The sequence below is a fragment of the Mesorhizobium sp. B1-1-5 genome (assembly GCF_006443065.1).
Taxonomy (GTDB): Bacteria; Pseudomonadota; Alphaproteobacteria; order Rhizobiales; family Rhizobiaceae; genus Mesorhizobium.
The window spans coordinates 1-14815 of record NZ_VFWS01000022.1; the positions used below are offsets into that span (position 1 = coordinate 1).

Sequence of the window (14815 nt, forward strand, 5' to 3'; positions counted from 1 at the left end):
TCGCTGATCAGCGAGATGTCGTTGCGCAAAAGGTCGACGATCATCCGGTTCTCGGCCTGGTTCTTCTCGTCGTTGCGCAGGAAGGCCTTCAGCCGGGCGTCTTCGGCCTTGGTCGCGCCGCGCGGCGCGGTGCCCTTCATCGGATGCGTCTCGATCATGCCGTCGGCATCGATCTCGAAGAACAGTTCTGGCGAGCGCGACAGGACGATCGGATCGCCGAGCGAGACCAGTGCGCCATATTTCACCGGCTGGCGTTTCGTCAGCGCGTCGAAGGCCGCAAGCGGATCGCCGGACCACTGCGCACGGACCGGGAAGGTGAGGTTCCCCTGGTAGCAATCGCCCTTGCGGATGTGGTTGTGGAGGCGCGCGAAGCGGTTTGCATAGTCGTCGGCGGACCAGGCTGCGCGGGCATCGAAGATCGGGCCGTTGCTTGCTGACGCCCGTGACTGCGGGATCTCCTGCTCGTCCGGCGCATCGAAGACGCCAAGACAGACCAACGGCGCGCGGCGGCCTTCGGGCAGCAGCGGCACCAGTTTCGGCTCGAGCAGGTAACCGGCTTCGTAGGAAAGATAGCCCGCCAGCCATTTACCGGAGTCGGAGGCGGCCTGGGCCCTTTCAAGCGCAGGCCCGAACTCTTCAGCCTTGTGCGCGACGATGATCTTATCCGGCCGATCGAAGACCAGCTGACGAGCGATTGCGTCGTTGCGGAAAATGGCTGCGGGCAGGGACATGAGCCTCGGATGCGGACAAAAGCGCCGTCGACCGCTCTATATGGGGGCTCGCCGAGGCGCAATCGAGAGAGCGGCGTCGGGCGGCGCAAAGGCGTCCCGTTGGCGCCGAAGCTTTTCTGTAACGGATTTTGCAGGATTGGCGAAACCTCGAACTTCGTCATCCACGGGCGGAGCGGAAGCGAAGCGGACGCGCAGACCCGAGGATCCATTCCGTGATTTTAATCGTAGGGTGCTGCGGAGCAGAATTCTGCAGCGTGGCGACGCCCCGACTTCACGGACAGGATCCTATGGTCTGCGCTGCGTCGCTTCGCTCCTCGCTACGCCATAGGATGACGAATTGGCGGGTGTCTCTGGCCAATCGACGGCGTTTGCCATGCCGGCTCGATGTTCAGGTGTTATTTGCGGTTCCAGCTGTTGGGAACTGCCGGGCAAACTCCGCTTCATCGCCGGCGGCGAGAAGCTTAGCCTGCTCGATCCATTTTTCGCGCGCGATGCGGCCGTCGAAATTGAGCACCTCCTCGATGCGTTTGACGTCGGCGGCGGTCCAGGCGGCGATCTGGGCGTAGGTGGTGACGCCCTGACCGATGCCGATGAGGCGGCGCAGATTGTCTGCCTTGCCGGACTTGGCCTGCGGCGCTGCCGCTTTCTTTGCCGCGGGCGCTGCCGCCTTCTTCGGCGCGGCGGCCTTGGCCGCCGGCTTCGGTGCCGCTGCAGTCTTCATTGCGGCCGGCTTCTTTGCAGCGGCGGGCTTTGTGGGCCTGGCCTTTGCCGTCGCCGACGTCGTCGACATCAGCGCCGCCGGCGCCGGCGTGGCGGCCTTGTCGGCGCCGGCCTTGGCGGAAGGCGTATCGCGCAGCCGGCTTTCGAGATCGGCGCGGGCACGGCCGCTGGCGTCGAGCTCGCCCTTCAACCGATCGCTATCGGCGCGCAGCCTGTCGCGCTCGCCTCGCGTGCGGTCGAGATCGCCACGCAGGCTGTCGAGCTCGCCGCGCAGACGGCCCCAGATGAACCAGCCGACCAGGACACCCACAACGAACGCCAGGAGCATGTAAAAGAAAGTGCTCATTTCCCTCTCCAGTTCGATCTGTCGGCCGAGGCCCGGAAAGGCGAGCTCACGCCAGGGATCGTCAAAGGTTCCGTGATCGGCGCAATCGCCGGCTTCAATCGAGCCATCGGCGTTGGCCTTGTCCGAAGCCGACGGCCGTCATCGCATTCGCCGTGGCGGCGCGGCCAGCCATCTCTGGCCTGCGCGATGCGTCCGGCTGAGCTTGAGGCCGGACGCTATCATATGGCTTGTCGAAAGCTAGTTGAAAAATGCGCCGGAGAGTTATTCAAGAACAGCTATTTAGGGTAAGAATAGATCCTGCTAATATGCGTTCCGGCTAAACTATTACGGTCGATCCCTGCGCCGTTGCTGTCGTCAATTGTCGAGCGTCTCCAATTCGTCGATCAGCGAACCGATCACGCCAAGGCCGATCTGCCAGAAAGCGGGATCGGTGGCGTCGAGGCCGAAGGGCGCCAGAAGCTCGGAATGATGCTTCGTGCCGCCGGCGCGCAGCATCTCGAAATACTTCTCCTGAAATCCGCGCTCGGCATTCTGGTAGACGGCGTATAGCGAATTCACCAGGCAATCGCCGAAGGCATACGCATAGACGTAGAAAGGGGAGTGGATGAAGTGCGGGATGTAGGTCCAGAAGACCTCGTAGCCCTCGCGCAGCTTGATCGCCGGCCCCAGGCTCTCGGCCTGCACCTCCAGCCAGAATTCGCCGAGCCTGTCCGAGGTCAGCTCGCCGTTCTTGCGCTCGGCATGCACCTTGCGCTCGAACTCGTAGAAGGCGATCTGGCGCACGACCGTGTTGATCATGTCCTCGACCTTCTGGGCGAGCATGGCCTTGCGCTCGCGGCGGTCGGCGGTCTGCTCGAGCAGCGAACGGAAAGTCAGCATCTCGCCGAAGACGGAGGCGGTCTCGGCCAGCGTCAGCGGCGTCGAGGCCATCAGCGCGCCCTGGCCCGCGGCCAGCACCTGGTGCACGCCATGGCCGAGCTCATGCGCCAGCGTCATCACATCGCGCGGCTTGCCCATATAATTCAGCAGCACATAAGGATGGGCCGACGGCACCGTCGGATGCGCGAACGCGCCGGGCGATTTGCCCGGCCGCACCGGCGCGTCGATCCATCTGCGATCAAAAAAGCCGCGGGCGATTTCGGCCATGTCGGGCGAGAAGCGCTGGTAGGCGGAAAGCACCGTGTCCCTTGCGTCGTCCCAGCGGATCACCGCCTGCGGCGTCTCCGGCAACGGCGCGTTGCGGTCCCAGTGGTTCATCACTTCCATGCCGAGCCAGCGCGCCTTCATCGCGTAGTAGCGGTGCGACAGCCGCGGATAGGCCTCGCGCACGGCCGCGGCCAGCGCGTCGACAACGTCGCGCTCGACGCGGTTGGCGAGGTGGCGCGAGTCGGCAATGTCCTGGAAGCCGCGCCAGCGATCGGAGATTTCCTTGTCCTTGGCTAAGGTGTTGGTGATGAGGGTGAAGGTGCGCAGGTTCTTGCGGAAGGTCGCCGCGAGCGCCTCGGAGGCACGGCGGCGTACCTCGCCATTGGCATCCTGCAGTCGGTTCAGCGCCGGCTCGAGCGTCAGCTCCTCGCCATCGACGTCGAAACGCAGGTCGGTCATCGTCTCGTCGAACAGGCGGTTCCAGGCGCCGCGCCCGGTGACCGACTTTTCGTGGAACAACTGCTCGACGCGATCCTCGAGCTGGTAGGGCTTGTCCTTCCTGAGGTCGAGCACCCAAGGCCGGTAGTGGCCGAAGGCCTTGTCGGCGGCCAAGGCGTTCTCGATCGCCGCATCGTCGATCAGGTTCAGCTCGAGCGCGAAGAACAGGAGATGGGCGCTGGCGTCCGTCATCTTTTCCTGGACGTCGCCATAGAGCTTGGCGCGCTGCGGATCGGCGGTGTTGCCGGCATAGACGAGGCCGGCATAGGAGACGATGCGGCCGATCAGTTCCTCGAGCGCCTCATAGGTTTTCAGCGCCTCGCCGAGCCGGCCGGCGCCGCCGCGCCCGGCCTCGGTGGCCAAAGTGCCCTTCCAGCGGGCTTCGAAGGCGATGGCGTCGCTGGCCGCCTTGGCGATGTCGCGCTTCAACTCGGGCGCTTCCATGCCCGAATAGAGATCGGCGAGATTCCACTCCGGCAGGTCGCCAAGCTCCGCCGCGCCCTGGCCGGACGCTGGGGCCGCAAGCCGCCGACCAAACATCATGCGCATCGACAATACCTTCTTTGAGCCAAGGGCCAGAATCAAAGGGAAAGGAGAAGCCGGTCAAATCCTAAGGAATTCGTTCACCGGGTTTTTTGAAACCTTATTTAGAACCCTGTGCCAAGATGATCCATGGGATTTTCTCGGGCGGACAACTCAAACAGTCATGACAGGTTCCATACTCATAGTCGATGACGATCCGGTACAGCGCAGGCTGGTCGAGGCCGCGTTGACCAAGTTCGGCCACACCGCGATCGTCACGGACAGCGGCGCCGCCGGCCTCGACGTGCTCGACGGGGCAAACGCGCGCGAGGTCTCCGTCGTCATTCTCGACCTCGTCATGCCCGGCCTCGACGGCATCGGCGTGCTGAAGGCGATGCGCGAGCGCGCCATCAACATTCCCGTCATCGTGCAGACCGCCCAGGGCGGCATCGAAACCGTCGTCTCGGCGATGCGGCACGGCGCCTTCGACTTCGTCGTCAAGCCGGCGTCGCCCGACAGGCTGCAGACCGCGATCTCCAACGCGCTCAAGGTAGAAGCCGTCGAGGACGAGATGAAGCGCGTGTCGCGGCGGCGCGGCGGCGGGCATCTCACCTTCAAGGACATGATCACGCGCAGCCCGGCAATGGACCGTGTGATACGCCTCGGGCAGAAGGCGGCGGCCTCCAACATCCCGATCCTGATCGAAGGCGAATCCGGCGTCGGCAAGGAACTGGTGGCGCGCGCCATCCAGGGCAGCGGCGACCGCCGCTCAAAGCCCTTCGTCACGGTCAATTGCGGCGCTATCCCCGACAATCTCGTCGAATCGATCCTGTTCGGTCATGAGAAGGGCTCGTTCACCGGCGCCTCCGAAAAGCACACCGGCAAATTCGTCGAGGCGCATTCGGGCACGCTGTTCCTCGACGAGATCGGCGACCTGCCGCTCGACGTTCAGGTCAAGCTTTTGCGCGCCGTGCAGGAAGGCGAGGTCGATCCTGTCGGCGGCCGCTCGACCGTCAAGGTCGATATAAGGCTGATCTCGGCCACGCATCGCAACCTTCTGCAGCAGGTCAAGGACGGCAAGTTCCGCGAGGACCTGTTCTACCGGCTGAACGTCTACCCGATCTTCGTGCCGCCGCTGCGCGACCGCCGCGACGACATTCCCTACCTGGTCCGGCATTTCATGGAAAAGGTCGCTCCGACCGATCCGCGCCGCCGCCTTGCCGGCATATCTGCCACGGCGCTTGCGATGCTCCAGGCCTATGACTGGCCGGGCAACATCCGCCAGCTGGAGAATGCGGTCTTCAGGGCGTCGGTGCTTGCCGAGGGCGACGTGCTGACAGAGGAGGAATTCCCGCAGATCCGGGCGCAGGTGGAAGGAACGGTCAATCTCGAGGCGGAACCGGGGTCCGCCATCATCACCGATACGGTTGCGGATGCGACCCTGCATGGGGATGAGGTCGCCGACATGATGGGGCCTGCCTTGTCCGACGGCGAGGCGTCAGCCAGGCCGCAGCCGCGTTTCGGAACGCTCCGTGCGCTCGATGAGCGCGGCAATGTGCGGGCGCTGGCCGACGTCGAACTCGAGATGATCAAGCTTGCGATCGACCATTACAATGGCCAGATGAGCGAAGTCGCCCGCCGGTTGGGCATCGGCCGCTCGACGCTCTACCGCAAGTTGAAGGAATATGGCATTGATCCCGAAGCTGGTCGCGTCGACCGGCTTGCCTCGTGACAGGCAAGGCTCGAACCAGCTTGCCTGCCTAAAATCCGAGTCAAATTGTCGCTTTTGACCTGAAAACGCGTGGTTTTCAGCGGTTGGCGTTGCCGAGGATCACGCATTAACGCTAACGGTAACAGATCGTGTTCTGGGCGACGCCGGATTGTTGATATAAACCAGCGGTTTACCACGAAATGCGGTGCATCATTTTTGACGGGATATCGCCACGGTGTTACCGCATTTCGGCTTCAATAAACGATGATTAACCATTAGGATCGATATTCGGATGTGAAAACGACGCATCCGTTTGGTCAAATCCGGGGACAAACGGCAGCCTGCAAGGCCATTTGATTTGAACGAAGTCGAACGACATAAAAACGGGCGGCATTTTCACATGAGCGTCTGGCCGAGGTGGCTGACGTTCGTGATTTTGGCCGTCGGTTTTCTGTCCGCGGCGACATCAGGCGCCCGGGCCGAGGTTCGTACGCTCAAGCTTTATCACCTGCACACCCACGAGAAGGCCGAGATCGTCTACAAGCGCAATGGCCGCTACGATCCCGAAGGCCTGCGCAAGATCAACATCATCCTGCGCGACTGGCGCCGCAACGAGCCGACCAAAATGGACCCGCGGCTGCTCGACCTCGTCTGGGAAGCCTATCGCGAAAGCGGCGCGACCGACTATATCCAGGTCGTCTGCGGCTATCGCTCGCCGTCGACCAACGCGCTGTTGCGCTCGCGCAGCCGCGGCGTCGCCGAGAAGAGCCAGCACATGCTGGGCAAGGCGATGGATTTCTACATCCCCGGCGTGCCGTTGAAGAAACTGCGCAACATCGGCCTTAAGATGCAGGGCGGCGGCGTTGGCTATTACCCGACTTCCGGTTCGCCCTTCGTGCATATGGATGTCGGCAACGTGCGCCATTGGCCGGGCATCAGCCGCCAGGAATTGGTCAGCCTGTTCCCCAACGGCAAGACGCTGCATGTGCCGAGCGACGGACGCCCGCTGCCCGGCTATGAGCAAGCGGTGGCAGCGTACCAGGCCCGCAAGGGAGCCGGCACCCCGAACATCGAACTGGCCAGCGCCGGCGGCTCGACCAAGCGCTCCGGCGGCCTGCTCGCGGCCTTGTTCGGCGGCGGTGCCGACGAGGCCGACGACGCCGCCGACGAAAGTGTCCCGGCGCCGCAGCGGAAAGCCGTGAAGCAGGTTCAGGTCGCGAGCGCCGCCACGGCACGCGACAGCAATCCTCCGGGCATCGCGATCGTCGCGCCGAAGGATGCCAAGCGCGCCAGCATCCCGCAGATCGCGGATGACAGCGCCGACGAGCAGCAGCAGCCGCAGCAGGATACGCCGGAGACGATCATCGCTGCCCTGCCGCCCAAGGAAATCCCGCTGCCCGACTTCGCGCCGCGTCCGAAGATCGATGTCGGCCAGCAGACGCCGCAGAACGTGCCGTTCGCCATGGCGGATGCCTCGGCGACGACGGAGCAGGCGGTTTCGACGGCGCAGGCGCCCGTGCCCGGCAAGGTTCCGTTCGGCACGGCCAGTGCCGCCGAGGCCGCGAGCGCCGACCCGGCGCAGGTAGCGGTCAACAACATCCCGCTGCCGACCTGGCGTCCCGACCGCTCGATGCCGGCCGAACTGGCGCCGAAGGACAAGAACGTGCTTCTGGCGCTGGCCGAAACCGCTTCGCAGGACAAGAGCGCGACCGACGCGTTCTCCGTGCTGCCGACCGCGCGGCCGCAGCCCGGCAAGCAGGACGAGATCAAAGCCGTTCTCGAACAGGCCAATGCCACCGTCGGGGCCGATGGCGTCGGCGGCGCCGAATACCAGCTTGCGTCGCTGACCGAGCCGGAGCCGCGCTCCGCGTTCAACGATCCGTCGGGCGTCGATGCGGCCTCGCCGCGCCAGGCCATTGCCGCGCTCCCGGCCGGGGCCGATCCGGCGCAGGCGATTGGCGCCGGCGTGAAGACGACGGCCAAGGAAGCCAGGGCGTCTGCCCACGATCTGAAGCCCGGGCCCAAGGCCATGGTGGTGGCGACGCCGCCGCAAGCCGCGCGCTGGGCGTTAGGCAGCGGCGTCAACATTGCCGCGGTATCCGACCCGACGACAGCGCCGCGCTATGCCTACAACATCGTGCATACGCCGCCGAGCGAAGTGTATACGGCCGGCTTCCAGGCGGATGGCGGAGTGCCGGACGCAAGCCGGTTCACGGGCAACGCGGTGAAGTTCCTCTCGGTCGCGCGCTTCCAGACGAAATAGGCGAGCCAGCGTGGCCGCCGAAAAGCCGCGTTGACCCGCCAGTGCGGCTTTTGTCTTCCCGCTTCGTCTGATGGTAGGACAGCGCCCTTTTGAAGGCGTGAATCGTGGTTCGAGTCTATGAGCGGGAACCATAAATTTCAATCACTTAGCATACGCGCGTCGTCGGGCTGTCCAGTAATTAGCTGATAACGCCTCCGTTGCGAACAGGAGACGCGATGGCGGGAATGCGCACCAAACTTAGAGCGCCTGCGTGCTTAGTTGATTTCGCGCGCGTTCCTGCGACTATCGGGATTCACAATTTCACGAAGAGTTCGACCCGCTCAGTGATAAAGCGCCGATGGCGAAACCTCCTACAAACCCAAAAATCTATCACATCGTGAACGTCGATCGGTTAGCGTCGATCACCAAAAGCGGTGGGCTTCTGAGCGATTCTGAGATCATTAAGCTCAAGTTGCCTGGCACTACGATCGGCATGGGGTCCATAAAGGCCAGGCGTCTGGAACTTCCCGTCAAGTGCTATTCGAACGCTACGGTCGGCGATTTCGTGCCCTTTTATTTTTGCCCACGGTCAGTGATGCTCTACGTCATCCACAAGGCCAACAACCCTGAGCTAACTTACAAGGGCGGCCAGGGGCCGATTGTCCATCTCCAGTGTGACTTGAACAAAGTCATAGCGGCGTTGGACAGGGCCAAACGTAGCTGGGCTTTCAGCGGGTCCAATGCCGGGGCGGTCTATTCCAGTTTTTGGAATGACCCCAGCAAGCTCAGTCAGCTCGATTGGAGTCACATTGGTGCCAAATATTGGCAGGAACCTGAGGTCAGGGACGCCAAACAGGCGGAATTCCTAGTGTATAAGAAATTTCCCTGGCATTTGGTGGATCGAATTGGAGTACAGAATCTGGCCACATTCAACGCTGTGACGAATGCGATCGCACAAGCTGCGCACAAGCCAACAGTAGCTATAGAGACGAACTGGTACTACTGAGGAGGGGAGAATGGTCGAATTCCGCACCGGCAATATCCTCGACGCAGACGTCGACGCATTGGTGAACACCGTCAATTGCGTGGGGGTGATGGGCCGCGGCATCGCCCTTCAGTTCAAAAATGCCTACCCGGACAACTTTAAGGCCTACGAAGCCGCGTGTAACCGTGGACTTGTTAGACCCGGCCGAATGTTCGTTTTCGAGACTGGACGTCTATCTCCGCGTTTCGTTATCAACTTCCCGACGAAACGCCACTGGAGAGGGAAAAGCCGCATCGAAGACATCAAAAGCGGCTTAATCGATTTCGTCGATGTCTTGCGCTCCCTTAAGATTAGGTCGGTCGCAATCCCGCCACTTGGCTCTGGATTAGGTGGCCTGCGTTGGTCTGATGTTCGCCCGCTGATCGTGGAAGCAGTTGCCCAACTACCTGACGTCCAGGCGATTATCTACGAGCCGGCGGGTGCCCCTGATTCCGCAGCGTTAGCTCGCAACCGCCCGGTTCCCAAGATGACGGAAGGACGGGCCGCGTTAGTAGTTCTCCTACAGCGATATCTAAACGGACTTATGGATCCCTTCGTAACGCTGCTTGAGGCTCATAAGCTTTTGTTCTTCATGCAGGAAACTGGACAGCCCCTCCGCCTAGTGTTCCGCAAGGCACCTTATGGGCCCTATGCGGAGAACCTCCGGCACGTCTTGCACGAAATGGAAGGCCATCTAATTGCCGGGTATGGTGATGGAGGCGACGATCCTAGGAAAGCGCTGAGCATCATACCAGGCGCCTATGAAGAAGCTGAGCGCGTGGTGCTCGGTGAATCTGCGACCAAGCAGCGATTTGATCGTGTTGCCAGGCTGATCGATGGTTTTGAAACGCCTTATGGGATGGAACTTCTGGCAACGGTCTATTGGGTTTCGCAACGCGAGGGAGCAAGTAACTTCAGGGAAGTGCGCGATGCGGTATATGGATGGAGCGAGCGGAAACGCCAATTCGCATCCGAAGAGATCAAGCTGGCGTATCGGACGTTGATTGAGCGCGGCTGGCTAAATGCCAAAATGCCTCCGTTGACCGCACCCCGGAGTATCTCCGATCCGAAAGCGGGGTCTAGTTTATCGAAGTAAGCTACTAACCGCCAACGAGCAGCGGTATCGGATAGTGTGCTCTCCGGTCGGATGAAAGAGCTGAGCGCTCATCCATTCCCGGTTGCCGCAATTTCTGGCACCGAACCTTGTTGCGAATCTCGGTGCCTTTTCACGTCGCCGCCCGCGTTGGTCACGCCATCTGCAGATAGTTGCGTAGCAAAACTAATCCCGGTCGGTGCAACCCGGCCGGGTTTTTATGCTCAGTCGACTTCCAGCGCAGCCGCTTCGCCCTTGGCCAGAAGTCGCGCGGCGTCGCGCGCGGGCGGCAATCCAAACTGACGCGCATATTCGCGGCTGAACTGGGAGGCGCTTTCGTATCCGACGGTGAAGGCGACATGCGCCGCGCTGCCCGGTCGGGCGATCAGCAGATGGCGCGCCTCCAATAGACGAAGCTGCTTCTGATACTGGATCGGGCTCATCGCCGTCGCCGCCTTGAAATGGCGATGAAAGGCGGCATTGCTCATATGTGACAGCTCGGCCAGTTGCGTCACATCGATAGGCTCGTTGTAATGCGCCCGGATCCAGGCGGTGGCGCGGCGGATTTGCGAAAGGCGGCCGTCGGCGCGCGCGAGCTGGCGCAGCTTTTCGCCCTGCGGGCCTTGCAAAAGCCGGAACGCGATCTCGCGTTCGAGCATCGGCGCCAGAACAGGAATCTCGGCCGGCGTGTCGAGCAGCCGCAGCATCCGGCGCCACGCGTCGAGCAGCAAGTCGTCGACTTGATTGGTCACGAAACTATCGCCGTCGATCGCTGGCTTGTGGTCGATGAGCAGGCCTGCGATCAGCTCGGTATTGAGTGACAATGCGACGGCCATATAAGGCTGCGCGACGCTCGCCTCGAGCAGCTGGCTGGTGGCGGGTGTCTCGACCGCGTAGACGAAATAGCTGCCGGCGCCGTAAGCAAGCGTGCGGTCGCCGATCAGGACCGTTTTGGTTCCCTGCAGGACAAAGAGCGTGGTCGGCTGACAGAGTTCGGGCATCGGCGGCGTCGGGACTTCGCTGCGGCCGATCGTTACGCGCGGGATAGCGGTCTTCGTCCGCCGTCCGCGCGCATGGCGGCCGGCGATCACGATCAATTCGTGCAGCGCTTCGTTCATCGTTGCAGCATGTGCGATCCATGCAGGCCGCGCAACCATGTGACGCGGCACCTGGTGACGCGAAGACGCGCACCTGAGAGGATTAGGCAAGAGGACGCGAGGATCCGGCGCGCGAAGCAGGTCGGTTGATGCCATTGTCTAAGTCGCCAAGAAGGAGACCTGGAATGACGACGCAAAAGAACGCGCTGGTGACTGGCGCCAACAAAGGTATCGGGCTTGAGACCGCCCGTCGGCTGGCCGCCATGGGATTCAAGGTTTGGCTCGGTGCTCGCGACGCCGAGCGCGGCGAGGCAGTGGCGCAGGCGCTGCGCGGCGAAGGGTTCGACGTCGAGTGGCTCGAACTCGACGTTACCAGCAACGATAGCGTGGCGGCCGCGGTCAAGACAGTCGCGGCGCGGGCGCCTGCCTTGGAGGTGCTGGTCAACAATGCAGGCATTGCACCCGGCTATGTCGAGGCGCTCGGCCCGGACGGCCGCTATGAGCGGCCGCCGAGCCGCGAGAGTGTCGATGACATGAAAGCCACCTATGACGTCAACGTCTTCGGCCCGGTTCGGGTCACGCAGGCGTTTCTGCCGCTGCTCCTGGCAACGCCCGCAGCCCGGGTCGTCATGGTCAGCAGCTATATGGGCTCGATCGCGCGGGCGTCCGGCGACAGCCAGTCGCCCAATCTCATGAGTTATGGCAGCTCGAAGACGGCGCTCAATGCCATCACGGTGGCCTTCGCCAGGGAACTTTCGCCGCGCGGCATAGCGGTCAACGCCGCTGCTCCCGGTTACACTGCGACAGACCTGAACGGGGGCAGGGGGCACCGCACTGTCCAGCAGGCGGCCGAGATCATCGTGCGGCTGGCGACGCTGGAGGCCGGCGGACCGACGGGCGGCTATTTCGACGAGAACGGCCCGTTGCCCTGGTGATCCGGCGGATTAATTGGCGAGCTTGCTCGCCTCGCGTGCGAGTGCTTCGATCTCGTCCCACTTGCCGGCCCTGATGAGATCGTCGGGCGCGACCCACGAGCCGCCGACGCAGATGACGTTGGGCAGGCTCAGATAGTCGGCGGCATTCCTGGCGGTGATGCCGCCGGTCGGGCAGAATTTCACGTCCGCCAGAGGCGAGGCGAAAGCCTTCAGCGAAGCGATGCCGCCGGACTGCTCGGCCGGGAAGAATTTCAGAAAGCGCAGGCCTGCTTCGCGCGCGGCCATGATCTCGCCGGGCGTGATGGCGCCGGGCAGCAGCGGCACGGGGCTGTCCTTGGCCGCGTCGAGAAGCTGGCCGGTGATGCCGGGGCTGACGATGAATTTCGAACCAGCGCGGGCTGCTTCGTCGAACTGCTTCGCGTCTAGAATGGTGCCGGCGCCGACCAAGGCTTCCTCGACCTCGGCGGCCACACGGCGGATCGCTTCCAGCGCATCGGCGGTCCGCAGCGTGATCTCGATCGCCGGAAGGCCACCGCGCGACAAGGCACGGGCGAGCGGCACCGCGTCCGCGACATTGGCGATCTTCAGCACCGGGATGACCGGTTGACCGTTGAGAAGCGACAGGAGCTTTTCGGTCTTGCTGGTCATTTGCTGGTCTCCATCTCGATCATTTTAAACCGATTAGCAGAAGGGATATGCCAAGTCCACGAAGGCAGGCGTGTCGCGATGCCGCGCAACGGATCGCCGCCGGCCTTTGAGCCTCCTTCGCCTTGAAACCGCTTTCAGCACGGTCTAGAGCGGATCGCCGTTTCATCGAAACGGCAAACCGCTCTATCTTTTTGTTTCACGCAATTCCGGACGGAAAACCGCTTCGCACTTTTCCTGGAATTGCTCTATGGCATGACCATGACAACAGCCATGGAAATTCAGCCAGTCCGCGTCGCCGCGCTCTATAAATTCGCGCGGCTCGGCGGATACGAGGCCCTTCGCGCGCCGCTTGCCGCCTTCTGCTGCGGCCGCGGCATCAAGGGCACGCTGCTTCTGGCGCATGAAGGCATCAACGGCACCGTTGCCGGCAACGAGGACGCGATTGCCGCGCTGATCGACCATCTGCAAGCCATCGAAGGCCTTACCGGTCTCGAAATCAAATACAGCGCCGCCGCCGAAATGCCGTTCCACCGCATGAAGGTGCGGCTGAAGCGCGAGATCGTCACCATGGGCGTCGAGGACGTCGATCCGGCAGCGAGCGCCGGCACCTACGTCGCGCCGGCCGACTGGAACGCGCTGATTTCCCACCCCGACACGCTCGTTATCGACACGCGCAACGCCTACGAAGTCTCGCTCGGCACTTTCCAGGGCGCGGTCGATCCCAAGACCACCAGCTTCCGCGAGTTCCCCGCCTGGGTCGAGCAGCATCGTGGAGAGCTCGAAGGCCGCAAAGTGGCGATGTTCTGCACCGGCGGCATTCGCTGCGAGAAGGCGACAGCTTATGTGAAGTCGCTCGGCCTCAAAGACGTCTTCCATCTCAAGGGCGGCATCCTGAAATATCTGGAGGACGTGCCGGCCGAAGAGAGCCTCTGGCAAGGCGAATGTTTCGTGTTCGACGAGCGGGTCTCCGTCTCGCATGGTCTGGTTGAGGGGGAGGCGGAGCTCTGCCGGGCCTGCCGGCATCCGCTGACGGTCGAGGACCGGCTGTCGCCGAAATACGCAATCGGCGTCTCATGCCCGCATTGCTTTGAAGCGCGCTCCGACGAGGATCGTGAGCGCTATGCCGAACGCCACCGCCAGGTCGAGCTGGCGCAAGCGCGCGGCGGCAAGCGCCATATCGGCAATTAGAGCGGCCAGCTCTGCGAGCGAAAAGCTGCCCCCGTCATTGTAATGTCGATGCACGGGGCCTACCTCTTGCCGGTCCGAAACCCTGCCCGGGCGCGTTCGGCCGGGCCCATTCTGGAGGCATTGATGCTCGATCCCAAGAAGCTGCTCGACGACCTTCTCGGCTCGCAAATCCCCGGGACCGGCTCGACTGTCCGCGACAAGGCGGGGCAGGCGGTGCAGATGGCAAAGGACAATCCGCTCGCCGCCGGCGCGCTGGCAGCCGTGCTGCTCGGCACCGGCACTGGCCGGCAGGTGACGGGCGCGGCCGTCAAGCTCGGCGGCCTGGCTGCGATCGGAGGCCTCGCCTACAAGGCTTATCAGAACTACAAGGCCGGCAAGGAGCCGGCGCCGGCACCAGCAGCCGGCCAGCCGGAACTGTTACCACCGCCGGCCGACACGGCCTTCCACCCCTCGCAGGCGCCGCAGGGCGAGGCCGAGTTCACGCTGACGCTGGTCAGGGCGATGATCTCGGCGGCGAAGGCCGACGGCCATGTCGACGATGACGAGCGCAAGAAGATCGCCGACAAGCTGAAGCTCGCGGGCATCGGCGCCGAAGCGGAAAAGTTCCTGCTTGCCGAGCTCGAAAGCCCGCTCGATCTCGACACGCTGGTCGCCGGCGCCAAGACCGATGCGCAGAAGCTCGAACTCTACACCGCCTCGCGGCTTACCATCGATCCCGACACGCGCACCGAGCGCGGTTATCTCGACCTGCTCGCCGGCCGCCTCGGCCTGCCGGACGCCCTGGTCGATCATGTCGAGGCGACGGTTTCGGCGGCCAAGGTGCCGGCGGGAACGGCGCCCAATTCACCGTGGTGATTCGGCTTGGTAAACGTCCCTCGGGGACGCCTCGCCGGTCGTTAATCTTCCGTTAACCC

12 protein-coding genes and 1 tRNA gene are annotated in these 14815 nt (G+C 63.1%); 8 read left to right on the forward strand and 5 right to left on the reverse strand.

What is annotated here, in order from left to right:
- The 3 genes from FJ980_RS10460 to FJ980_RS10470 all read right to left on the reverse strand — a co-directional run.
- On the reverse strand, nucleotides 1-731 hold a 731-nt coding region (locus tag FJ980_RS10460), incomplete at its 3' end, for a chorismate-binding protein (protein ID WP_181181166.1).
- A gap of 388 nt (nucleotides 732-1119) precedes the next feature.
- Entirely contained in the window at nucleotides 1120-1797 is a 678-nt protein-coding gene (locus FJ980_RS10465; protein WP_140542822.1) for a proton-conducting membrane transporter, read from the reverse strand.
- A gap of 354 nt (nucleotides 1798-2151) precedes the next feature.
- The gene (locus FJ980_RS10470; RefSeq protein WP_181181167.1) at nucleotides 2152-3990 is read right to left on the reverse strand and encodes a M3 family oligoendopeptidase; all 1839 of its coding nucleotides are present in this window, start codon (nucleotides 3988-3990) and stop codon (nucleotides 2152-2154) included.
- 157 nt (nucleotides 3991-4147) lie between these two features.
- Between FJ980_RS10470 and FJ980_RS10475 the strand changes: the two genes are divergently transcribed.
- From FJ980_RS10475 to FJ980_RS10495, 5 genes are all read left to right on the forward strand, one after another.
- Entirely contained in the window at nucleotides 4148-5695 is a 1548-nt protein-coding gene (locus FJ980_RS10475; RefSeq protein ID WP_140542823.1) for a sigma-54 dependent transcriptional regulator, read from the forward strand.
- A 379-nt stretch (nucleotides 5696-6074) separates the two neighbouring features.
- Nucleotides 6075-7937: a DUF882 domain-containing protein gene (locus FJ980_RS10480; protein ID WP_140542824.1), complete on the forward strand. Its 1863-nt coding sequence runs from the start codon at nucleotides 6075-6077 to the stop codon at nucleotides 7935-7937.
- Between the two features lie 56 nt (nucleotides 7938-7993).
- Nucleotides 7994-8068, forward strand: a tRNA-Lys gene (locus tag FJ980_RS10485).
- 206 nt (nucleotides 8069-8274) lie between these two features.
- Complete coding sequence (locus FJ980_RS10490) at nucleotides 8275-8922, forward strand: DUF4433 domain-containing protein (RefSeq protein ID WP_140542825.1); 648 nt, start codon at nucleotides 8275-8277, stop codon at nucleotides 8920-8922.
- A gap of 10 nt (nucleotides 8923-8932) precedes the next feature.
- Nucleotides 8933-10036: a macro domain-containing protein gene (locus tag FJ980_RS10495; RefSeq protein ID WP_140542826.1), complete on the forward strand. Its 1104-nt coding sequence runs from the start codon at nucleotides 8933-8935 to the stop codon at nucleotides 10034-10036.
- A gap of 221 nt (nucleotides 10037-10257) precedes the next feature.
- On the opposite strand, the gene FJ980_RS10500 is transcribed toward FJ980_RS10495, so the two are convergent.
- Nucleotides 10258-11151, reverse strand: a complete 894-nt coding sequence (locus FJ980_RS10500; protein WP_140542827.1) for an AraC family transcriptional regulator — start codon at nucleotides 11149-11151, stop codon at nucleotides 10258-10260.
- A 164-nt stretch (nucleotides 11152-11315) separates the two neighbouring features.
- On the opposite strand from FJ980_RS10500, the gene FJ980_RS10505 reads away from it, so the two are divergent.
- Nucleotides 11316-12065 carry an SDR family oxidoreductase gene (locus FJ980_RS10505; RefSeq protein ID WP_140542828.1) on the forward strand — a complete coding sequence of 250 codons (750 nt, stop codon included), beginning with the start codon at nucleotides 11316-11318 and terminating at the stop codon, nucleotides 12063-12065.
- Nucleotides 12066-12074: 9 nt separating this feature from the next.
- Here the strand turns inward: FJ980_RS10505 and FJ980_RS10510 are convergent, their stop codons facing one another.
- Nucleotides 12075-12713, reverse strand: a complete 639-nt coding sequence (locus FJ980_RS10510) for a 2-dehydro-3-deoxy-phosphogluconate aldolase (protein ID WP_140542829.1) — start codon at nucleotides 12711-12713, stop codon at nucleotides 12075-12077.
- A gap of 258 nt (nucleotides 12714-12971) precedes the next feature.
- Between FJ980_RS10510 and FJ980_RS10515 the strand changes: the two genes are divergently transcribed.
- Nucleotides 12972-13901 carry a rhodanese-related sulfurtransferase gene (locus tag FJ980_RS10515; protein ID WP_181181168.1) on the forward strand — a complete coding sequence of 310 codons (930 nt, stop codon included), beginning with the start codon at nucleotides 12972-12974 and terminating at the stop codon, nucleotides 13899-13901.
- 123 nt (nucleotides 13902-14024) lie between these two features.
- Nucleotides 14025-14756, forward strand: coding sequence for a tellurite resistance TerB family protein (locus FJ980_RS10520; protein ID WP_140542830.1), 732 nt, complete (start codon nucleotides 14025-14027; stop codon nucleotides 14754-14756).
- Nucleotides 14757-14815 lie beyond the last annotated feature (59 nt).